The 20,819-nt window shown below is 46.3% G+C and carries 22 protein-coding genes; 10 read left to right on the plus strand and 12 right to left on the minus strand.

The annotated features are described in order from the left end of the window. Window positions 1-133 precede the first annotated feature (133 nt). Window positions 134-745, plus strand: a complete 612-nt coding sequence (locus GXP69_RS17645) for a NifU family protein (RefSeq protein WP_163916740.1) — start codon at window positions 134-136, stop codon at window positions 743-745. A gap of 393 nt (window positions 746-1,138) precedes the next feature. On the opposite strand, the gene secDF is transcribed toward GXP69_RS17645, so the two are convergent. From secDF to GXP69_RS17685, 8 genes are all read right to left on the minus strand, one after another. Beyond that, the gene (gene secDF / locus GXP69_RS17650; protein ID WP_163916742.1) at window positions 1,139-4,126 is read right to left on the minus strand and encodes a protein translocase subunit SecDF; all 2,988 of its coding nucleotides are present in this window, start codon (window positions 4,124-4,126) and stop codon (window positions 1,139-1,141) included. A gap of 151 nt (window positions 4,127-4,277) precedes the next feature. Next, a complete protein-coding gene (locus GXP69_RS17655) occupies window positions 4,278-4,652 on the minus strand; it encodes an RNA methyltransferase (RefSeq protein ID WP_235925820.1) in 375 nt (124 codons plus the stop codon). Window positions 4,653-4,695: 43 nt separating this feature from the next. Then, window positions 4,696-5,388: a potassium channel family protein gene (locus tag GXP69_RS17660; protein WP_163916744.1), complete on the minus strand. Its 693-nt coding sequence runs from the start codon at window positions 5,386-5,388 to the stop codon at window positions 4,696-4,698. Window positions 5,389-5,390: 2 nt separating this feature from the next. Beyond that, window positions 5,391-6,008, minus strand: coding sequence for a uridine kinase family protein (locus tag GXP69_RS17665; RefSeq protein WP_163916746.1), 618 nt, complete (start codon window positions 6,006-6,008; stop codon window positions 5,391-5,393). A gap of 70 nt (window positions 6,009-6,078) precedes the next feature. After that, window positions 6,079-6,666 carry a non-canonical purine NTP diphosphatase gene (locus GXP69_RS17670; RefSeq protein ID WP_163916748.1) on the minus strand — a complete coding sequence of 196 codons (588 nt, stop codon included), beginning with the start codon at window positions 6,664-6,666 and terminating at the stop codon, window positions 6,079-6,081. Between the two features lie 18 nt (window positions 6,667-6,684). Then, window positions 6,685-6,972, minus strand: coding sequence for a hypothetical protein (locus GXP69_RS17675; RefSeq protein ID WP_163916750.1), 288 nt, complete (start codon window positions 6,970-6,972; stop codon window positions 6,685-6,687). Window positions 6,973-6,990: 18 nt separating this feature from the next. After that, a complete protein-coding gene (locus GXP69_RS17680; protein WP_163916752.1) occupies window positions 6,991-7,500 on the minus strand; it encodes a hypothetical protein in 510 nt (169 codons plus the stop codon). Between the two features lie 13 nt (window positions 7,501-7,513). Continuing rightward, window positions 7,514-8,020, minus strand: a complete 507-nt coding sequence (locus tag GXP69_RS17685; protein WP_163916754.1) for a phosphoribosyltransferase family protein — start codon at window positions 8,018-8,020, stop codon at window positions 7,514-7,516. 173 nt (window positions 8,021-8,193) lie between these two features. Here GXP69_RS17685 and GXP69_RS17690 point away from each other — a divergent pair, with 173 nt between their 5' ends. The 9 genes from GXP69_RS17690 (at window position 8,194) to GXP69_RS17725 (ending at window position 17,065) form a co-directional block, all read left to right on the plus strand. Next, entirely contained in the window at window positions 8,194-8,439 is a 246-nt protein-coding gene (locus GXP69_RS17690; protein WP_163916756.1) for a type B 50S ribosomal protein L31, read from the plus strand. 75 nt (window positions 8,440-8,514) lie between these two features. Next, complete coding sequence (locus GXP69_RS17695) at window positions 8,515-9,720, plus strand: GlmU family protein (protein WP_163916758.1); 1,206 nt, start codon at window positions 8,515-8,517, stop codon at window positions 9,718-9,720. Window positions 9,721-9,830: 110 nt separating this feature from the next. Continuing rightward, window positions 9,831-10,961 carry a DNA polymerase III subunit gene (locus tag GXP69_RS17700; protein WP_163916760.1) on the plus strand — a complete coding sequence of 377 codons (1,131 nt, stop codon included), beginning with the start codon at window positions 9,831-9,833 and terminating at the stop codon, window positions 10,959-10,961. Window positions 10,962-10,969: 8 nt separating this feature from the next. Continuing rightward, window positions 10,970-11,917 (plus strand): hydroxymethylbilane synthase, encoded by a 948-nt coding sequence (gene hemC, locus GXP69_RS17705; protein WP_163916762.1) that lies wholly within the window; start codon window positions 10,970-10,972, stop codon window positions 11,915-11,917. A gap of 659 nt (window positions 11,918-12,576) precedes the next feature. Beyond that, window positions 12,577-13,224, plus strand: a complete 648-nt coding sequence (locus GXP69_RS17710) for a peptidylprolyl isomerase (protein WP_163916764.1) — start codon at window positions 12,577-12,579, stop codon at window positions 13,222-13,224. 3 nt (window positions 13,225-13,227) lie between these two features. Then, entirely contained in the window at window positions 13,228-14,136 is a 909-nt protein-coding gene (locus tag GXP69_RS17715) for an SDR family oxidoreductase (RefSeq protein WP_163916766.1), read from the plus strand. 162 nt (window positions 14,137-14,298) lie between these two features. Continuing rightward, entirely contained in the window at window positions 14,299-15,951 is a 1,653-nt protein-coding gene (locus GXP69_RS17720; protein ID WP_163916768.1) for a sodium-dependent transporter, read from the plus strand. 5 nt (window positions 15,952-15,956) lie between these two features. After that, window positions 15,957-16,115 (plus strand): hypothetical protein, encoded by a 159-nt coding sequence (locus GXP69_RS19025; RefSeq protein ID WP_204282088.1) that lies wholly within the window; start codon window positions 15,957-15,959, stop codon window positions 16,113-16,115. 8 nt (window positions 16,116-16,123) lie between these two features. Continuing rightward, complete coding sequence (locus tag GXP69_RS17725) at window positions 16,124-17,065, plus strand: ComEA family DNA-binding protein (protein WP_163916770.1); 942 nt, start codon at window positions 16,124-16,126, stop codon at window positions 17,063-17,065. A gap of 8 nt (window positions 17,066-17,073) precedes the next feature. On the opposite strand, the gene GXP69_RS17730 is transcribed toward GXP69_RS17725, so the two are convergent. The 4 genes from GXP69_RS17730 to GXP69_RS17745 form a co-directional block, all read right to left on the minus strand. Continuing rightward, a complete protein-coding gene (locus tag GXP69_RS17730; protein ID WP_163916772.1) occupies window positions 17,074-17,265 on the minus strand; it encodes a hypothetical protein in 192 nt (63 codons plus the stop codon). Window positions 17,266-17,309: 44 nt separating this feature from the next. Next, entirely contained in the window at window positions 17,310-17,603 is a 294-nt protein-coding gene (locus GXP69_RS17735) for a Bor family protein (protein ID WP_163916774.1), read from the minus strand. 91 nt (window positions 17,604-17,694) lie between these two features. After that, window positions 17,695-18,534, minus strand: coding sequence for a class I SAM-dependent methyltransferase (locus GXP69_RS17740; RefSeq protein WP_163916805.1), 840 nt, complete (start codon window positions 18,532-18,534; stop codon window positions 17,695-17,697). A gap of 261 nt (window positions 18,535-18,795) precedes the next feature. Next, window positions 18,796-20,736 (minus strand): LTA synthase family protein, encoded by a 1,941-nt coding sequence (locus tag GXP69_RS17745; protein WP_163916775.1) that lies wholly within the window; start codon window positions 20,734-20,736, stop codon window positions 18,796-18,798. Window positions 20,737-20,819: the final 83 nt, after the last annotated feature.

Consider the following 20,819-nt stretch of genomic DNA (forward strand, 5'->3'; position numbering starts at 1 on the left):
TAGATTTTTATTAGTTTTTGTTCAGAATATGCAGAACGATTGCGTGACCGATCATTATTATGATATATGAAAATTGCCTAATTTTGGAAACTTTAAGGCATAGTCCGAGGTTTTACTTAAAACGAAGAATTCCATGATAGAAAATAGAGAAAAGATGGTGTCGGTTTACGCTGAGGCGAACCCGAACCCAGAGTCGATGAAGTTTGTGATGAACGTGCAGTTGCTGCCTGATGGCCAGAGCGTAGATTATCCGGATCTGGAGAGCGCAATGGAATCGCCGCTGGCACAGGAGCTGTTCAACTTTGATTATGTTGGCCGTGTGTTTATTGCCAGCAACTTTGTAACAGTCACCAAAAATTCGAACCTGGAGTGGGTTAAGCTTATTCCAGAACTGCGCACGTTCCTGAAATCATATGTAGAAGCAGGCGGTCCTATTTTTAATGAAGGATTCTCGGCTGCTCCAAAGGCAGATGCTGCAACTACAGGCGAGGCGTCTGAAGAAGATGCAGTAATTGCCAAGAAAGTGATCGATCTGCTTGATAACTATGTGCGTCCGGCTGTGGAGCAGGATGGTGGTAATATCTCTTTCAAGTCGTATAACGATGGAGTGGTAACTGTACACCTGCAGGGCTCATGCAGTGGTTGCCCATCGGCAACAGTAACGCTAAAAGCCGGTATCGAAAACCTGCTGAAGCGTATGGTACCAGAAGTAAAAGAAGTAGTAGCTGACGGTGTGACCATATAACACCTGAAGTATAAACTATAGAAGGCCAGCTGCGAAAGTAGCTGGCTTTTTTGTTTGCCTGAACCGCAGAGTGATGGAAATTAAATTGATTAGCCGGACGTAGAGGCGTAATACCTTGCGCCTCGGTTATGAAACTATAGTTCTGATCCGGATTCACTATGGTTTGCAACTATAGTTCAGCGAGTCTGAAGTACTCAATGTGCACTTTTAATCCCTCCAGGGAGGGAATTTGTTCCGCTCTGTAAGTCAGTTTGAACTATAGCTTCCAGGTCTTGGCTGATTATAACCTTCACGCTAATTCATCAAATCCCCGTTAACCGCAATTCGGACAACAGGGCAATAAAAAAGCCCGGTGCGTGAGCACCGGGCTTTCTATTTATAAGCTAATTATACTTAGCGTGCTTTCTGGGCCACTGGCTGTGGCGTTGCTTTTTTCTCATCCTTTGTAGTATCCACTACAATCGGAGCAGCAATGAACAGTGAAGAGTAAACCCCAAACGCCACACCTATGATCATGGCGAGCGAGAAGCTACGAAGCACCTCACCACCGAAGATGAACAGGATCACTACCACCAGGAACAGGGTTAATGATGTAATAATAGTACGGCTGAATGTGCTTATCAACGCTGGGTTGATAACTTCTCTTACACCCTGGCGAGGGTTATCGCGCAGGTATTCACGCACACGGTCAAAAATTACCACGGTATCGTTAATAGAGAAACCGATAATGGTAAGTACCGCTGCAATAAACACCTGGTCCATTTCATACGAGATACCAACCGCATCCAGAATAGCAAATACAGCGATAATCATCAGGGCATCGTGTAGCAAGGCAACCACACCACCCAGCGAGAACTGCCACTTACCAAAGCGCAGAACCACATAAATAAAGATACCAATCAGCGCCAGAATCATAGACAGGATAGCTGTATTCTGGATATCGTCGGCCATGGTAGCACCTACTTTAGAAGAGCTCAGGATCTTCGGGTTATACTGGCTGTATTCTTTCAGACCAGCGTTAAGCGCTGTAAGTACCTGATCATCTGCTTCAATGCTCTCGTTATCGGCCAGCCAGCTGGTAATTACTTTTACGCGGTTAGAGGCACCAAAAGTCTTCACCTCAGTACCGGCTTCATGGAAGTTGTCTGCTAAAGACGCACGAACGTCGGATGCAGGAACAGCCTGATCAAATTCTACTACATAAGAACGTCCGCCTTTAAAGTCAACGCCCAGGTTCGGGCCGTTTATAGCCATCGCTATAAAACCGATCACAATAAGGGAAGTTGAGAAGATATAAGCAGGCATTTTCCACTTCATTACATCAAACTTCACGTTACGGAACAGGTTATCCGCAAGTGCAGAAGAGAAAGAAAGCTTACCAGTTCTCTTGAAGATTGCCTCGATAAACAGTCTTGAGATGTAGATCGATGTAAAGAACGATGTTACGATACCGATCATCATGGTGATAGCGAAGCCTTTTACAGGACCTGAACCGAAGTAGTAAAGGATGAAACCTGCCAGGAATGTAGTAATGTTGGCGTCAAAAATAGCCGAGAATGATTGCTCGTAACCTTTGTCGATGATCTCACGCATACTCAGTCCTTTGCGGGATTCTTCTCGCATACGCTCAAATATCAGTACGTTCGCGTCAACGGCCATACCCAGGGTAAGCACAATACCGGCAATACCAGGCAATGTAAGCGCTGCATTAAACTGAGCTAACACACCCAGGATAAAGAACACGTTGAATACCAGGGCAAGGTCAGCGATAAAACCACCACGAGAGTAGTACGCAACCATGAAAATTACTACTACCAACAGACCTGCCAGTGTAGAAATCAAGCCTTGGTTAATAGCTTCCTGGCCCAGCGACGGACCAACTATAGCTTCCTCAACAATACGGGTAGGAGCTGGCATTTTACCGGCTTTCAGGATGTTTGCTAAGTCCTGTGCTTCTTCGATAGTGAAGTTACCAGAGATAGATGAGTTACCACCTGTGATTTCGCCCTGTACAACCGGTGCAGAGTATACATAGTTGTCAAGAACGATAGCGATCTGGCGGCCTACGTTATTACCTGTCAGGCGAGCCCATTTTTTGGCGCCTGTCGGGGTCATGGTCATTGTAATTTCCGGACGACCCTGCTGGTCGAAGTCCTGACGGGCATCGTTTATCGCATCGCCACCAAGAGGTGCCTTGCCATCACGTCCTTTCTTAAGAGCATAAAGCTCAACAAACTCCTGGCGGTTGTCACCTACAATTGGTTTCACATCCCACAGGAACTTCATGTTAGGAGGGAAAACTGCGCGAACTTCAGGTCTTGCAAAGATGTCGTTGATCTTAGCTGTATCGCGTACGTTGGCACCAAGACCATTCGGAAGCTGTGTGAAAAGACGGGCCAGCGGGCCAGCCTGATCCATTAAAGAGTCGGCAGCGGCCAAAGCAGCAGCGGCAGAATCTGTGGTTGCAGGTGCAGTAGCAATAGCTGTTGTATCGTTACCGGCAGCAGCCTGGGCTAATACGTCGGTTGTTGTATCTGTTGCAGCAGCGGCAGACAGTGCATCTGCTTTCGGCTCATTTCCTTTCAGGTTTAATTTACCTGCTTTCTGCTGCTCTTTAAGTACTTCGTTCAACTGAACAAAATATGGGCTGAATTCCTGTGGTGTCCATACTTCCCAGAACTCCAGGTTAGCCATACCAGATAACAGCTTGCGCACACGCTCCGGGTTGTCGATACCTGGTAGCTCGATCTGGATACGACCAGTACCTTTCAGGCGCTGGATGTTAGGCTGGTTTACACCAAATTTGTCGATACGGGTACGCAGGATGTTGAAAGAACGGTCGATCGCATCTTCTACTTCTTTGTCGATAACGTTGATTACTTCTTCGTTAGTAGACTCGAAGCTTATTTTGCCACGGTTTGCTGTGTTTGAGAAAATGCGGCTCAGACGTCCGTTTGGCTCTACTTCGCGGTAAGCCTGTGCAAACAACCTTGTAAAGCGCTCCTGGCTTGTTTTCTGCATTTCCTGTGCACGGGCAAGCGCTTTCAGGAAGCTAGGGTCTTTGCTGTTGCCAGACATGGACTTGATGATCTCGACAGGCGATACTTCCAGCACTACGTGCATACCACCTTTAAGGTCCAGACCAAGGCCCAGTTCGTTTTCTTTTATTTCCTGGTAAGTATAACCAAGGAATACAGGCTCCTTCCAGATCGAATCCAGGTAGTGTTGCTGTTTATCAAGGTTGATGTTGCCTTGTGCATCGGTAGCATGAGCTTCTGCATCCTTCTGCACACTGTTGGCAACAAACGAGAACGACAGGAAGTAGGCGCAAAGCACCGATACTATAACTGTCAGTGTGATAATTAACGATTTGTTACGCATTGGTTAAATAAAATGAATAGATGGTGATGTTACAAAGTATAAAAATAGCACACAGGCATAGCTGTAACTATTTGCATCAACGATAGGCACTTGCCTGGCTTAGCTGGCCAAAGTGCATCGGTTAAAGTATGTGTAGAGGGTAACTGGCAGCCTACGGAGCGTTGGGCTGTATGGTAACAGGGAATAGCTGGGCTACAAAGCCATTGCCGGCTGGCAATTTTGTATGGGCCGGTAGCGGCTCATTGCCTGGAGTTGCAAAAGCAGGCAGCGGTGCAGGCAAAGTAGCCTGTTGCAGGTTTAAGGTTACAAATGAGGTAGTAGCCTCCAGCGAAACCTTCTGCTTTACGATTGTCTTTTTTTCAGGAGCAGGTGCATCGCTTAGCCTGGATGCCTCCTGTTTTGTGGTATTATCTGCCGGTAAACTATAAGCACGCACTTCCTGGCCGTTGAGCATAAGTGCCCAAAGCAGTGTTACCGACATCAAAAGATGCCTGATATGGAGTGCTATAGTCTTGGTTTTAGGCATGTGTAGTTACAAATGTAACTTCTTTCCTTTAAAAATAAAATCCTTACCGGTTAACTTCAATAAATCGTTTTATATCATGTTTTTTCCCGATCAGGATCAGAATATCAGAAGGATAGATGATGGTATCAGCTTTGGGTACGCCAATTATGTGCTCTACCTGTGTTGGTTTGCCATCCTGCATCTCCTCAAAAAAACGCTTTATCGTGATCATGTTCAGGTTATACTTCTCACGCAGCGATATCTTAGCCAGGCTTTTATTGGCAATGCCGCGTGGCGTATTTATCTCTACAATCTCGTAGTTGTCGGGCAGCGGCAGGAACGTGCGGATGTTGGGCTGCAGCAGGCGCTCGGCCACTGTTTTGCCTACTTCCCCTTCAGGCGACAGGATCTCCTGCACACCCATTTTCTCGAGGATGCGGCGCTGCTGCTTGTTGGATGCACGTGTAATAACGCGCTTGATATTCAGTTCCTGGAGGTTAGCCGTGGTAATAAGCAAAGCCTCAAAATCTTCACCAATAGCTACAATTACCGCTTCCATGTCCTGAATGTTCTGGGCTTCCAGGGCACGAATATCGGTGGAATCCAGCGCTACAGCGTAGGCAACATCTTCCTTTATGTCCTCCACAGAGTCTTCGTTCAGGTCGATGGCCAGTACCTCGGCGCCGCGCTCAGCTAACGTACGGGCAATGGAGTTGCCAAAAATACCCAGACCGATAACTGCGAACTTATGCCTCATGGCTATTTTATCTTGGTGTTGAGAAAAGTGGTTAGTACTTCTAACCCTTTCTCAAAGTTATTATTATTTGGGATAATAATATCGGCGTCGTTTTTATAAGGCTTAATGTACTTTTCGTACGTTGGAGCTACGTGGTGAGTGTAGCGGTACAATACATCATCCAGGTCATAGCCGCGTTCTACTTTGTCGCGAACTATTCGGCGCTGCAGTTTTATGTATTCTTTGGCATCGATATACACTTTCAGGTCCAGCAGTTTGGCTATCTCCTCAAAGTAAAACACGAAAATACCTTCCACTACCACAATTGGTGCTGGTCTGAACTCCAGCTGCTTTGGTATTACATTCGGGTTATTGAAGGTGTACTCGGTGCGGTAAACGGTGTTGCCCTGGCTCACTTTTAAAACGTCGTGTGCGTAGGCTGCGTCGTCGATGCAGGAGGGGAGGTCAAAATTGATCACTCCGTTCGGATCAGCGGTCTGATGCTCTCTGGATTTGTAATAATTGTCCTGCGAAATCAGGCAGATGTCTTCCGGAGAGAACGAATTGAGAAGCTTTCTCAAAAAAGTGGTTTTTCCTGAAGCGCTACCTCCTGTAATCCCGACAATGTATGGCTTTTGCATTGGAAGCTATGGTTTCAGGCTGCAAAAATAAGATTTTCTTGTGCACAAGACCATAACCCCGCGAATAAATTTAAAGTTTCGGTTGTGCCTGCAGAAAACGGATAAGCTCCTGCATGGCTCTGCCACGGTGGCTAATGGCATTTTTCTCTTCTGCACTCATTTGGGCAAAAGTAAGGTCGTGGCCTTCTGGTATAAACACCGGATCATAGCCAAAACCTTTATCGCCTTTGTACTCTGTAGCTATAGTTCCGTTCACAATACCTTCAAACTGATACTCTTTATCGTCGAGGTACAAGGTGATGCTGGTGCGGAAACGGGCACGGCGGCTCTCGTGCGACTGCAGGCTTTCCAGTAACTTGTTTATGTTGTCGGCATCGGAGCGCTGGGGGCCGGCATAGCGGGCAGAATATACGCCTGGTTCGCCGCAAAGAGCATCTACTTCCAGCCCGGTATCGTCGGCAAAGCAGTTCACGTTATAGTTTTCCCACACGTAGCGGGCTTTCTGGCGCGAGTTGCCTTCCAGTGTATCCTGGTCTTCGGCCAGCTCTTCGTGGCAGCCAATATCTTCCAGGCTCAGGAGCTTGTATTTACCTTCCAGCATCTGGCTTACTTCTGCAATTTTATTCCGGTTGTTGGTGGCAAAGCAAAGCTCTTTCATGATTTGAATGTTAAATTGTTAGTTGATTTGATCGTTTTGCTGTTTAAGCGCTTCGTATCTTTTGTTGTTGGCTCTCCATTTATAGTTCGCCATTATCACACCTATAGTTGTAAACAGTGCAAACTTAACCAGGTAGTCTTTCGATAAGATCAAATCCAGCACGGGCCCATCATCGTTACGGAAAAGCAGTGAGATAACACCTACGAGCAGGCCATAGATCAGGGCGTGGTACACCATATACATCATTTTGCCTTTCGCCTGTTGTTTTGGCCAGGTTTCAAGCAGGTATTTGTCTTTTGCGTTCATGGTTTGAGTTAGTGGGTGCTATTGCTTCTGAAATTCAGAGATTAAAAGTGTATTGTAAAGCCCTGAGCTTGAGTGCTCGTTCAGGAACAGGCAGTAAAGTATGGCTGTTTTTCCCTGTCGTACTTCTTTTTTAAGTGCCTTCTCCAATTGTTTCTGTATAGGAGCCCAGAATGTAATATCCCCGACCTGAAACAGGTATTCATTATCGATCATGCTGCTGAGCTGAATTGGGTCTCCGCCAAATAACTTGAAGACGTTTTTCATAGACTGTATCACTTTGGGGTCGGCTTTTCTCTTCTGCCCAAGATAAGTCGCTGTAAATCTGTACTTCGCTATGCGGGTGTAATATTCGCTTGTGCCTTTATTTGTATCAATGCTATCGGCGTATGCCTGCTCAAAGGTCAATATCTGTAACAGGTCTATCTGTTCGTAGTTCTTATCCCATTCCTCAAAGCCCTGCTGGGCTTTTGCATCGAACACAACTATAGCCCAGATAATAAGGGTGGCGTAAATAAGTTTGTTTAGCATAGCGGTTGATTTGTTATTGCAGATAGGCTGCAACTTCATCCTGTAGTACAACTTCCACGTGTTCGCGCAGAGTAGTGGCCAGCGAGAAGCCGGTATAAGTAGCAGCAACAGGGTACAAAGTGTGGTGGCGGTTTACTAATGTAGCGATCTGTACTTTTTTAGGGTTCTGAGGCAGGAAAGAATTAAGCGTATGTGCCAGCGTTTTGCCCGTATTCAGCACATCATCTACTATAATTACCACTTTGCCGGCTATAGTTATCGTTTCTGGCTCCAGCACTATAGGTTTCTCCAGCGGACTTACTTTGCTTAATTTTATAGTTAGCAATTGCACGTTCAGCGGCGAAATCTGTCGTAGTTCTTTGGCCAGCATGTCGGCAAGTATGGCACCGTTCTGATAGATGCCAGCCAGTACCAGGTCCTGCTCTTTAAAGTTATACTCGTACATTTCGTAAGCCATGCGCTTTACTTTCTGTTCGATCTGCGCCTGGTCCAGTATCAGGTGTTGGTGCGGGTGTGTCATGGGTTATAGTTGGTTGCTAGCACTCATCTAAAGCAAAGTTAAAAGATAATTATTAGTGAGGTGTGAATTTGATTTAAGTGTAAAATAATTTGGTTTGTAGCGTTTTAATTTCAGAAAGTATTGTTAAGTTTGCAGTCCGATTCAGAAATTAAGGTTAATTAACGTTTATAATAATGAAAAAAGGCATTCACCCAGAATACAGAGAGGTGGTTTTCCATGATATGACGAGTGATTTTAAATTTATCACGCGTTCTACAATGAACTCTGAAGAGACAGTAACCATGGAAGACGGTAAAACTTATCCGGTAATTAAATTGGAAGTTTCTTCTGCGTCTCACCCTTTCTACACTGGTAAAAACATTTTCGTGGATACTGCTGGTCGTGTGGAGAAATTCAACACACGTTACAAGAAAAAATAAGCGGACCCACCCGGTTAAAACGTTTCTTAAAGAGTCTTTCCGTAATTTCCGGGAAGACTTTTTTATTTTTGCGCTATGAACATCATTCTCTTCGACGACCCGACCATACGGCAGAACCTGTTGCCGCTAACGTTTACACGGCCTGTAGCTGAAATACGTGTTGGTATATTAACTATAGCCGAGAAGTGGCAGCAGCAGTCAGGTGCGGCAACATCTTACCTGACGCAGCCTTACCTGCAGCAGAAGTACAGCCAGCAGCCCGGTGCGCAGCACGTGTATGTAAACGGAGCCCTTTGCCCTGACGAAGCGCTTGTTGCCCGTGTAAAGCAGTTGAAAACCGGAGAAGCGTTGTATGAAAACAACCTGCTGCTGGCCCTGCACACAGGAGAGCAACAGTTTGCAACTATAGATGAGCTGCTAAACTATATACCAGCTAGAAAGCAGGAAGTAGCGAGCTGCACAACTATAAAAGAGGTTTGGGAGATCTTTACCCAGAATGGTGCCCAGATACGTGCAGACTTTCAACTGCTGACTGCAGGCCGCCAGAGCCAGCCGGTAAACGACAAGCATACTATAGTTTATAACGAAGAGAACATCTTTATAGAAGAGGGCGCCAAGATCCGTGCAGCTGTGCTGAACGCAGAAGACGGGCCGATCTATATCGGGAAGAATACACAGGTGCAGGAAGGCGCGCTGATTAAAGGGCCATTTGCGCTTTGCGAGGGCAGTCACGTGAACATGGGTGGCAAAATGCGCGGCGACGTAACAGTTGGCCCGCACTCTAAAGTGGGCGGTGAGATCAGTGCATCGGTAATTCTGGGGTACTCCAACAAAGGGCACGATGGTTTCTTGGGCAATTCGGTGCTGGGCGAGTGGTGTAACCTGGGTGCTGATACCAACACCTCGAACCTGAAGAACAACTATGCGCAGGTTAAACTATGGAACTATGCGCGTGGCGGTTTTAAGAATACAGGGCAGCAGTTTTGTGGCCTTATTATGGGCGACCATAGCAAGTGTGGCATTAACACCATGTTTAATACCGGAACATTGGTAGGTGTGGGTGCAAACATTTTCGGTTCGGGCTTTCCGCGTAACTTTATACCTTCGTTTAGCTGGGGCGGTGCCGCCGGCTTCGAAACATTTCAGCTGCACAAAGTTTACGAAGTAGCCGAAAAGGTAATGGAACGCCGCCACAAAGTGCTCGACGATACCGAAAAAGTGATCTTAACAGAAATCTTCAACCAAACCCAGCAGTACAGGGTGTGGGACGCAAAAGCGTAGCTTTTGAGACAAACGACTTTTTGACAAAAGATAAAAGAATAAGAAGTCGTTTGTCTTTTGCCAAATAATCAAAATGTCAATTCATAATTCATCATTCATAATTAACCAAAGTGCAATTCTCTCAGATACTCGGACAGCAGGACACCAAGCAGATGCTTGTAAATTCGGTGCGGCAGAACCATGTGGCGCATGCGCAGCTGTTTCTGGGCAAGGAGGGAAGTGCCAACCTGGCGCTCGCGCTGGCCTATGCCACCTACATCAACTGCGAGAACAAGCAGGCCGATGATTCATGTGGAACATGCAGCAGCTGTACCAAAATGAACAAGCTGGTGCACCCGGATTTTAACTTTGTGATGCCGGTTACGGCTACCAAAAACATAACGGGTAAAGATGTGCTGAGCCAGAATTTCCTGACGCAGTGGCGCGAGTTTGTGCTGGCCAGTCCGTATCAGGGACTGAACGAGTGGATGCAGCACATCGGCGCCGAAAACAAGCAGGGAGCTATCTCGAAAGAAGAAAGCCGTCAGCTGGTAAAACTGGTTTCATTAAAAGCGTTTGAAGGCGACTATAAGATTGTGTTGATCTGGTTGCCTGAACTAATGCACCCGTTTGCTGCCAACGCGCTGCTGAAGCTGCTGGAAGAGCCGCCTGCTAAAACCCTGTTCCTGCTGGTATCGCAACAGGCCGATAAGCTGCTGGCAACTATAACCTCTCGAACCCAGATTGTGCAGGTACGCAGCTTTACTGATGAAGAAGTAATTGCCTGGCTCCAGCAGAACTATAACACCGAAGCTACAGCCGCTTACCAGGTGGCACAACTGGCCGAGGGCAATCTAAATATGGCAGCAAACCTGCTTTCTGAGGTTAGCTCCGATTACTTCGGTTTTTTCCGCGACTGGCTGCGTAACTGCTATAGTTACAAATTTGGCGAGTTGCTCGATATGAGCGAGGATTTCCAGAAGCTGGGCCGCGAGAACCAAAAGAACTTTTTACTTTATGCGCTTAACCTTTTCCGGAAAGTGATGTTGTATGGGGTAGATGCCAGCCTGATAACCTACCTGCCAGCCGATGAGATGAAGTTTGTGCAGGACTTTTCGAGGCTGCTGAATGCTGATAACGGTACCCGCATGGCTGAAGAACTAAGCCAGGCCCACTACCACATCGAGCGGAACGCCAATCCCAAAATTGTTTTTGTGGATAGTTCTATACAGATTGCACATTTCCTGCGCGGAAACTATTAAACAGAATCATGCAAACTACACATAACAAAATCATTAATATTGGTACACGCGGAAGCAAACTGGCGTTGTGGCAGGCAAATGCAGTAGCCGCTAAACTACAGGCTGCCGGCTTTGCTACCGAACTGGTAATTATTACCACCAAAGGCGACCGTATGCTGGATAAATCGCTGGACAAGCTGGGCTCAAAAGGTGTTTTTACTGAAGAGCTGGAAGATGGCCTGCGCGATGGCAGCATTGATATTGCCGTACATAGTGCAAAAGATGTGCAGTCTAAGGTATCTGATGACCTGGAACTGCTGGCGTTTATGGAGCGCGAAAAAGTAAACGATGTATTGCTGTCGCTGAACCCGGGTTTTAAGCTGGAGCCAAACAGCAATGCGCGTATCGGAACATCTTCTACACGTCGTCGGGCGCTGTTAAATAAGTATTACCCGAATGTGATAACAGGCGAGTCGCGCGGTAACCTGCAAACACGACTTAAAAAGCTGGAAAATGGCGAGTTTGATGCCCTGATGCTGGCTTATGCCGGGGTGCACCGCATGGAGTACGATAACCTGATCGTGCATGTATTTCCGGAAAACGAATTTGTGCCGGCGGCCGGGCAGGGAAGTGTGGCTGTTGAGTCTGCCATGAACATGGAGCCTGAACTGAAAGCCCGTATCAAAGCAGCTGTAGATCACCCGGAAACACATCATTGCCTGCTGGCCGAGCGTGCTTTCCTGCGAACAATGGAAGGCGGTTGCAGCATACCATCATTTACGCTTGCTACCCTAAAAGACGAAAATACCTTGCAGATACAAGGTGGTATCGTTAGCCTGGACGGGCAGCGCCACCTGTACGAAGTATACGAAGCCCCAATTGCAGAGGCAGAAACGATAGGTAAAAAGCTGGCTGAAACGATCCTCTCACAAGGTGGTGATGTAATTCTGAAAGAAATTAAAGAGCACCGCAGCTAAACATATAGTTTAAACGGAGTAAACTGAATTTGAAGAGGCGCAACATGTTGCGCCTCTTTTTTTTGTCTGAATCAGGATTTGCAGGATCAAAGGATTAACAGGATTTGAGGCGCAATACATTGTGTCCCCGCTATGAACTATAGGTCTGAATAGGGTTTGACTTTGACTCTGCAACTATAGCCCAATGAGTCTGGAGACTCGCACCTACTATGCCACTAGCCAGATTCTGGCGGCGACATTTTATTTGCTTTAATAACTATAGCCGCAACTATAGAACTATAGTTGCGGCATCAACCTTAACTATAGTTTTTAATTTTTAAACTACAGATTTACTAAACTATAGTTTGCTACCGCAGACGGCCGTTTGCGAGCTAATAAGCCGATTAATTAAAAATTATAGTTGAGTTAACATTACAGCATCATCCAAACAGCTATCAATCAAACTCAAACCTAAAGTGTCGTAGCCGAGACGCAAGGTATTGCGTCTTTACTCCCGCCTAATCAGATAAATTCCCATTACCCCCGGTTCAGACAAAACCCCTTAATCCAAGGTCCGACAGAAATCATATAAAATCGGTTTAATCTCCTTAATCACAGGTTTTGATTTGGATTACAGCGAAAAAATGAAAATCTTCAAGCTTCTAAAACTTAAATAAACTATGAAACTGAAGCATTTTTTTCTGGCTGTAATGGCTCTGGTATTGCTGATGCCGGCCGCCGCAACTGCCCAGAAACCCAAGGGTAAGGACCAATTGATAACTATAAATACACCGCAGGGCGATATCAAACTCATCCTTTTCGACGAAACACCTAAGCACAAAGAAAATTTCCTGAAACTGGCTCATGAAGGTTTTTACGATGGCACCACTTTTCATAGAGTAATTGATGGCTTTATGATACAAGGCGGCGACCCGAATACCAAAGACGAAGACCCGAATAACGATGGTTCTGGTAGCCCAGGCTACACGCTCCCAGCCGAGATAAAACCTGAATTTAAGCATGTGCGTGGAGCAGTAGCTGCGGCGCGCCAAGGCGACCAGGTTAACCCGATGAAAGAATCCAGCGGATCGCAGTTTTATATTGTAGAGAACCATAACGGAACCCCTATGCTAGACCAGGCTTATACCGTTTTCGGACAGGTAGTAGATGGTCTGGATGTGATCGATAAAATTGCCGAACAGCCAACCAACCCGCGTAACCGACCACTGACAGATGTGAAAATGAAGGTGACGGTTGAAAACGTGAAGAAAAAGAAGATTGCCAAAAAGTATAAATACAACTATAGCACCCACACCCTCGGCAAGTAACGCATGAAGAAAATATTGATTACAGGCTCTAACGGGCTTTTAGGGCAGAAACTAGCTGAACTATTGCTCGCACAGCCGGACGTAGAAGTGCTTGCCACCAGCCGCGGCGAGAACAAACTTGAAACTATAATGCCGGAGTTGCCTTTTGCTTCGCTGGATGTAACGGACAGAATACAGGTTGAAACGGTGGTTAGTTTATTCCGGCCAACGCACATCATCCATACCGCTGCCATGACCAACGTAGATCAGTGCGAGTCGGATCGGGAAGGGGCGCTGTTGCTGAACCGCGATGCAGTACAATACCTGGTAAATGCCTGCGAAAAATATGGTGCACATCTGATCCACGTATCTACCGACTTTATATTTGATGGCGAAGACGGGCCTTATACCGAAACTGCCGAAGCCAATCCTGTTAATTTTTATGGTGAAACCAAGCTGCTGGCTGAGAAAATAGTGCAGCAAGCAAGATGCAAGTGGGCAATACTCCGTACGGTGCTGGTTTATGGTGTGGCTCACGACTATGGCCGCACAAACATAGTACTTTGGGTGCGCGACAGCCTGCAGGCCGGCAAAGTGATAAAGGTAGTGGAAGACCAGTTCCGGACACCAACGCTGGCCGAGGACCTGGCACAAGGCTGCTGGCTGGCTGCCAAGCACGATGCCGAGGGTATTTTCAACATCTCGGGCTCCGAGATGCTAACCCCGTATGACATGGCCCTGCAAGTAGCTGATTATTTTAACCTTGATAAGGCTCTTATAGATAAAGCTGATGCAAGCAGCTTTAGTCAGCCGGCCAAACGCCCTCCTAAAACTGGGTTTATCATTAGTAAGGCACAAAAAGACCTAGGTTACAGGCCTCATAGTTTTGCAGAAGGAATACAAATAGTAGCAGAGCAAGCCGCCCGGAATTAGCCAGAAATCCGGAAGAAAAGCACTGTTGCTTACCGCGTTAATATTAAAAATATGAAATATAGCATGGAGCTGTCAGTTGCAGTTCCTAAATTGTAAGCTTAAATACTATAGTACCTACACCTTTTACAACCTAACTAAACTGATTAACTTTTACCCTTTTTTATGAGTGCTAACAAAGAATCCTGGGGCTCGCGAGTGGGTCTCATTCTGGCTATGGCCGGTAATGCTGTTGGTCTCGGTAACTTCCTGAGGTTTCCGGTACAGGCAGTACAGAACGGCGGCGGTGCATTTATCATTCCATATCTGGTCTGCTTCCTGGTAATGGGTATTCCGCTGTTATGGATTGAATGGTCGATGGGCCGCTTCGGTGGCAGATTCGGAAATCACTCCACGCCCTACATTGTAGACACAATGGGCAAACACCGCCTTTGGAAATACATAGGCGTATTTGGTATCTGGACAAACATTGCCGTAGCTGCTTATTACTGCTACATCGAATCCTGGACACTATCTTATGTTGTGCACTCCGTATTAGGCACCTTTAATGGCATGGATCAGGAGGGTGTTGCTGCTTTCTTTAATACCTATGTTAGCATCGGCGAATCTACACTTGGTATACCGCTGGAGGCTATTGTATTCTATGTACTTTGCTTATTGCTGAACACCTGGATTCTATCAAAAGGTTTGGCAGGCGGAGTAGAGCGTGTGGCTAAAATTGGTATGCCACTTCTAATTGTTTTTGGTATGTTTCTGGCTTACAAAGGCTTTACTATTACAGCCGGTGAAGCAGGCGCTATCAACGACAGCTCTGTTGGTCTTAACTTCCTGTGGACCCCGGACTATACACAACTATGGTCGCCTACGGTTTGGTTGGCTGCTGCCGGTCAGATCTTCTTTACCCTGTCGGTAGGTATGGGTACGATCCATTGTTATGCATCTTATGTAAGATCTAAAGACGATATTGCGCTTAGTGCCATGTCTGCAGGCTGGATGAACGAATTTGTGGAAGTTGTACTTGGCGCCTCTATTCTTATCCCGATCTCAATTGGTTACCTGGGCATCGATCGTGTAACCGAACTTGTGCAGTCAGGTGGTCTTGGCCTTGCTTTTAAAACGTTGCCGTTCCTGTTCACGCAATGGGGCGAAGTGCTGGGCGCTATTGCGGGTGTAATGTGGTTTGGTCTTCTGTTTTTTGCCGGTATCACATCTTCTCTGGCAATGGGAACGCCTTGGATGGGCTTTATGCAGGACGAATTTAACTGGAGCCGCAAATCTGCTGCCTGGTCTTTCGGACTGATTGTTTTGCTACTGGGTATGCCTACAGTGCTCTTCTTCCATTATGGTGTATTTGATGAGTACGATTACTGGGCAGGAACTGTATCGCTGGTAGTGTTTGCCTTATGTGAATCTATTCTGTTCGCGTGGATATTCGGTATTGATAAAGGCTGGCGTGAGATCATATCAGGTTCTGATATTAAAGTGCCTAACATTTACAAATTCATCATTAAGTATGTTACGCCGCTGCTTCTGTTGTTTGTATTTATCGGAGCTCTTATTACTCCAAAAGCAAATGATTGGGGAGCTGCTCTAAGCGGTAACTGGGAACTGGACGATAGCTCTATCATTAAAAAGCTGATGAATAGTGGTTTACACCGCCAGATTGCGGAGGCCACTGACCCAGCCGTGATCGCGCAACTGCAGGATACATTGTTCTATGTAAATGCATCGCGTATACTGCTGGTAGTAGTATTCCTCAGCATTGCCGGGCTGGTATACATTGCTTATAAAAAGAGAGTTAGAGAAGGTAAAATTTAGAACTTATGAATACTTCTGCACTTGTTATTATGCTTACCACAATGTTTACGGTAACAGCATTAACAGTATACTTTTTCTGGCGGGTGCTAAATGCGCCACCCAAACCTGAGCCTGACTCGTATCTGGATAACGATGACGAGCCCGGCCGGCAGGAACACATCTAGCAAAATGTATGAATAAACTGAAGCTCTGGATTCGTAACTACTTTGGCTTTTCTCAGCGTGAGGTAAACGGTTTTCTGTGGCTGATAACGTTAATGGTGCTGCTTACGGCGGCACCATTTCTTTTTTCTAAACTTTCAGGGAATAAGCGGGAAGCAACTATAGATCCTGCCGACCAGCAGCTGCTCGACAGCCTGGTTGTGCAACTGGAAAAGGTGCCCGATAACTATAGCCGGGAACGAAATGCTGTGCCAGTTGTACCGCTTTACAGGTTTAATCCCAACCAGCTTACGCTGGAGCAATGGCAGGCATTTGGTTTGCCGAAATACCTAGCGCAACGCATTCTAAATTACCGCAACAAAGTAGGGGACCTTACCTATAAAGCAGAGCTGGGGAGAATCTATGGCTTACCTGATACTGTATTTCAGCGCCTGTACCCATACATCGACCTGCCGGAGAATCGTCCGGAAAGGTTTGCCCGAAACACAGTTGATAACAAACAACCTTTGCCAAATCCGAACTGGGATAACAGGCCCCGCGAGCGTTTTGTGCTGGCACCCTTCAACATCAACACTGCCGATACTACTCAGCTAAAACAGATACGTGGCATAGGAAGCAAACTATCGGCACGGATTGTAAAGTACCGCGAACGGCTGGGCGGCTTTAACAACCTGGAGCAGTTACGTGAAGTATATGGCCTGCAACCTAATGTTGTGGATAGTTTGCATAAATATACATTTGTGGCCAAATCACATACCCCGCAGCAGCTTAACCTAAACACAGTTACAGTAGAAGAACTACGCAGCCACCCGTACATGACGTCAAATCTGGCGAGAGCTATAGTTGCGTACCGTGAGCAGCACGGGCGTTTTGAGAGCGTGGAAGAGTTGAAGAAGATCAAGCTGGTAACACCTGAACTATACGAAAAGCTCAGACCGTATCTGAGAACTTAAGAAATAACTTAAGCAGCTATTTTTTTAAAGATGCTGCGACCTGTAAAAAACACACCTGCTAAACTCAATAGCATAAGTATCGCCTGGCCACTCAGGTAGCCCCAGCCATATTCTGACAAGCGGGCAAAGTCGAGTGAAAATACCGCATTGGTTACCACAACAAACAATACTAAGAAAACGATCAGCAGGAATACTTTCATAACTATGGAAAATGATAAGGGGAAGCAGAACTTCCCCTTATTACTTATTTTGTTACAGTTGTAGTAGTAGGCGTATATATACCAAAGGTGATACCAGCAATCAGGCCGTCTATGAACGTATGCTCTGTTTTTACTGTGTAATCTTTGGCGCCACCAGCCATTTCAGCTGGATTAGATACACCAACAGGAGCAAGACCGTAGATCACATAGTGGTTCATTTTTCTTACCTGTGTGTTGCCCTGTGCTCCATTACCTACTACTGTCGTGTAAGTATAGCATGATGTCAGCATCGATGACATCAGCACTGCTGCTGCCATCAGTTTAAAAGTTTTTTTCATTTGGCTATAGTTTTAATTTCTACAGTCAAATATATAAAATTTACTATTATAATATTGCAAATTTTAATTTGTAATATTATTTGTGTCTAGTCTATGCGGTAAATGCTTTTGCCTGTATAAAAGTGTAAAAGAATACGGCATTCGGGTTTTTGGCTACGATGTGCATTTCTTCTTTTACTTTATCAGCTAGGTCTGCGTCTACGTAGCCGGCTTCCAGAAGCTGTGGCAGTCCGCTCAGGAGCAGTTCTGTCCAGTAAGCAATCATTTCGGCACGTTTAGCCGGGTTGCGGCTGTCCAGGTGAAAGGTTTTGGGCTCTGTAGTAATGCGCTGATACCCTACTGATTGGAGCAGGTTACCGAGCTTGGCGCCTACAAACGGATCGCCGCTCATGTCGTATTGCAGGTCGTTGAAGCGCATCCAATATTGCAGTACGCTCGGCGAGTAGGGCTCTACAAAAAAGCTGGAGTTCAATACCTCGGTAATAACGATAGGGCTGCCCGGCTTCAGCACGCGTCGCACCTCCGACAACACCCTTGCCGGATCCGGAATATGTTCCAAAACCCAGCACAGAAAAGCCCCGTCAAACTCGGCTTGCGAGCTGAAGCTCATATCCATGGCATTTTCCTGCTTCAGTTTAAAACGGTCTTTGGCATATGGAACTTCAGATAAAAACTTCTGTGCCTGCGAGATCTGTTTCTCAGAATAGTCGATACCGGTCAGGAACAGGTGCGGGAAGCGGCGAAGCAGGATCTCGGATTGGGCACCAACACCACAGCCTACTTCGAGCAGGTTTGTAACCGTAGAGAAATCAATATCGGAGTAGATCTTGTTTTCCATGAAACGGGCCTGTTTATAGAGGCGCTGCTGCTCTTCGGTAGAGTAGCCATGCAGGTATTTTTCTTCGGATGCTTCGTTTATCTTATCAGTCATAGTTGTATCCACGTTAGTTGTATTCCGGGTAAACCGGCATTTTGCCATAATGTTAGATGGCATCAGTGATACGATACAAAGCTAAACTATAGTTGCCGGGCTAGTCTTAATCAGGCATCACTGCAGGCTGATGTAAGGGAAAATCTATTCACTGGATACAACGTGCTGCATGATTTATAACTATAGCTTCAACTATAAACTATAGCTTAGTCCATAGATTTCGGGAAGTAAACTATAGCAGAAGTGACATGAGTGAAGCACTTATTCTACCTGTAGTTTGTCCTCGATCATGCGGTTGTTGTACTGCTGAATAAAGGCTTTTACATGATTTTCCAGTTGCTGGCGTTTTTGTGGCAGCACATCTTTCAGGTCTTTTTGCAGCATCTGGTCCTGCTGATAGTTGTAAAGCGCAACGGTTTTGTTCCCGTCAAACTGCAGCATCAGGTCATCTTCTACCCACTGGTATACGCCAGCATTATAACCAATTGCAAACTGCGGCGCAGCGTTATTCAGCATGTTTTTACCAAACGAGAAAAAAGGCTTGTCATAGTTCAGGTAGCCAAGTATAGTAGGCATTACATCCAGTTGCTGTACTACGCGTTGTTCGGTGCCCTTAAAAGTAGCATCGCCGGGGGCAAAGAACAGTATTGGTGCTGAGAAAGCACCTATGGCCGTGTTGTATTGCGGGTAATGGCGCGGCCCGGCCGGGTGATCGGCAGTGATAACAAACAGCGTATTATTGTACCACGGCATTGTGCTGGCTTTCTCAAAAAACTTCTGCAGGGCCATGTCGGTGTAGCTGATGCACTCAAAAACAGGTAGGGGCCCTTCTTTAAATTTGTCTTCGTAGCGCTTCGGTAACTTGTATGGGTGGTGCGACGACAGCGTAAACACCGTGCTCATGAACGGCTCCTCAAACGTATTCAATTTGGCTGCGGTAAACTGCAGAAACTCTTCGTCCCAGATGCCCCACATACCGTCAAAATCAGCATCGTTGTTGTACTCGTCTTTGCCGTAGTATTCCTGCACACCTATCAGGTTCATAAAAGCTTTAAAACCCATAGAGCCGTTTGGCGCGCCATGGAAGAAGGCGGTATGGTAGCCTTCAGCATTTAAAATGCGGGGCAGGCTGGGTAGGTTATTGCTGGCATATGGCGTAAGCACAAAGGGCTCCTGTATACTCGGAATGCTGGTAAGTACCGACGGCAATGCATCAATAGACTTTTGTCCGTTTGTAAAGGAGTGCCAATATACCTTGCCTTGCTGCATCAGCTGGTCCAGGAAAGGTGTAAAGGTTTGGTAGCCATCACGGCGCAGGCTGTCGCCGTTAAAGCTTCCCATGGCCTCTTTGCCAAAACTTTCCAGTACTATAATCACCACGTTCTTTTTCTGAAACGGAGCTGTGCCCGCAGGCCTGTGAATAGGAGAGTAGATGGTGTTCAGTTGCTGCTCCTCAAAGTAATTCACCTTTCTAAAATCGGTTTTGCCTATAGTGCGCAACATGGAGAATGGCGTGTTAAGCACCAGGTACATCTCGTTGGGCCGTTTTACATACTCACCGGCATTGCTGAGTGTGATAGGGCGTGTGCTGTGTGCAAACCCGCCCCGCATGCCGGCAATCATCAGGAATGCGGCCATACCCATGATGGCCATATGGCCAGGATAGTACATCCAACCCGAAACGCGCGGCAGTTCCTTTATCTGAATCCGGTTATAAACCCACGCCATAAACCAGATCAACAGCAGCCATAGTACCGGAATGTACCAGAAATCAACTATAAAACTGCCAGCCAGGGCCGAACCGTTTTCGTTGGCAAACTCCTGCAGCACGCTCCAGGTGGTGCGGCGCATAGTGTAGCGGTAATAAACTATATCTATCAGGTTGGCACCTAAGGCAATAGCGTTGGTAACTATAAAAATATACTTTAATACTTTCTGGTAAGCAGCCCTGCACCGGAAACGAAAGGGCAGCAGTTGCAGCGCAATAAACAATATGTTAGTGTACAGCACTGCAGACAGGTCGAAGCGCAGGCCGGGCAGCAACAGGTACAGGAAATCGGGAAAGCTTGTAGCCTCAAAAAGGTTTTTGTTGAACAGGTAGAAAAGTACACGCGCAATGGTAAACATTACCATCGAAAGGCACAGGTATAATCCTAACGCCACGTGCACATTCTGCCACGTAAACTTTTTATTTTTAAGCATGACTTTGGCTAAAAGTATAGTTGTATAAAGTTTTGAGCAACAAATGGCTTGCTGCCAAAAGTGGCTCCAAATTAACTGTTTTT

Source organism: Pontibacter burrus, from assembly GCF_010686685.1.
In the GTDB taxonomy this organism is placed as follows: domain Bacteria; phylum Bacteroidota; class Bacteroidia; order Cytophagales; family Hymenobacteraceae; genus Pontibacter; species Pontibacter burrus.

Bases quoted from the DNA above. Each gene is read 5' to 3' on its own strand.
- GXP69_RS17645 (WP_163916740.1), top strand. From the start codon at position 134: ATGATAGAAAATAGAGAAAAGATGGTGTCGGTTTACGCTGAGGCGAAC.
- secDF (WP_163916742.1), bottom strand. From the start codon at position 4,126: ATGCGTAACAAATCGTTAATTATCACACTGACAGTTATAGTATCGGTG.
- GXP69_RS17655 (WP_235925820.1), bottom strand. From the start codon at position 4,652: ATGCCTAAAACCAAGACTATAGCACTCCATATCAGGCATCTTTTGATG.
- GXP69_RS17660 (WP_163916744.1), bottom strand. From the start codon at position 5,388: ATGAGGCATAAGTTCGCAGTTATCGGTCTGGGTATTTTTGGCAACTCC.
- GXP69_RS17665 (WP_163916746.1), bottom strand. From the start codon at position 6,008: ATGCAAAAGCCATACATTGTCGGGATTACAGGAGGTAGCGCTTCAGGA.
- GXP69_RS17670 (WP_163916748.1), bottom strand. From the start codon at position 6,666: ATGAAAGAGCTTTGCTTTGCCACCAACAACCGGAATAAAATTGCAGAA.
- GXP69_RS17675 (WP_163916750.1), bottom strand. From the start codon at position 6,972: ATGAACGCAAAAGACAAATACCTGCTTGAAACCTGGCCAAAACAACAG.
- GXP69_RS17680 (WP_163916752.1), bottom strand. From the start codon at position 7,500: ATGCTAAACAAACTTATTTACGCCACCCTTATTATCTGGGCTATAGTT.
- GXP69_RS17685 (WP_163916754.1), bottom strand. From the start codon at position 8,020: ATGACACACCCGCACCAACACCTGATACTGGACCAGGCGCAGATCGAA.
- GXP69_RS17690 (WP_163916756.1), top strand. From the start codon at position 8,194: ATGAAAAAAGGCATTCACCCAGAATACAGAGAGGTGGTTTTCCATGAT.
- GXP69_RS17695 (WP_163916758.1), top strand. From the start codon at position 8,515: ATGAACATCATTCTCTTCGACGACCCGACCATACGGCAGAACCTGTTG.
- hemC (WP_163916762.1), top strand. From the start codon at position 10,970: ATGCAAACTACACATAACAAAATCATTAATATTGGTACACGCGGAAGC.
- GXP69_RS17710 (WP_163916764.1), top strand. From the start codon at position 12,577: ATGAAACTGAAGCATTTTTTTCTGGCTGTAATGGCTCTGGTATTGCTG.
- GXP69_RS17715 (WP_163916766.1), top strand. From the start codon at position 13,228: ATGAAGAAAATATTGATTACAGGCTCTAACGGGCTTTTAGGGCAGAAA.
- GXP69_RS17720 (WP_163916768.1), top strand. From the start codon at position 14,299: ATGAGTGCTAACAAAGAATCCTGGGGCTCGCGAGTGGGTCTCATTCTG.
- GXP69_RS19025 (WP_204282088.1), top strand. From the start codon at position 15,957: ATGAATACTTCTGCACTTGTTATTATGCTTACCACAATGTTTACGGTA.
- GXP69_RS17725 (WP_163916770.1), top strand. From the start codon at position 16,124: ATGAATAAACTGAAGCTCTGGATTCGTAACTACTTTGGCTTTTCTCAG.
- GXP69_RS17730 (WP_163916772.1), bottom strand. From the start codon at position 17,265: ATGAAAGTATTCCTGCTGATCGTTTTCTTAGTATTGTTTGTTGTGGTA.
- GXP69_RS17735 (WP_163916774.1), bottom strand. From the start codon at position 17,603: ATGAAAAAAACTTTTAAACTGATGGCAGCAGCAGTGCTGATGTCATCG.
- GXP69_RS17740 (WP_163916805.1), bottom strand. From the start codon at position 18,534: ATGACTGATAAGATAAACGAAGCATCCGAAGAAAAATACCTGCATGGC.
- GXP69_RS17745 (WP_163916775.1), bottom strand. From the start codon at position 20,736: ATGCTTAAAAATAAAAAGTTTACGTGGCAGAATGTGCACGTGGCGTTA.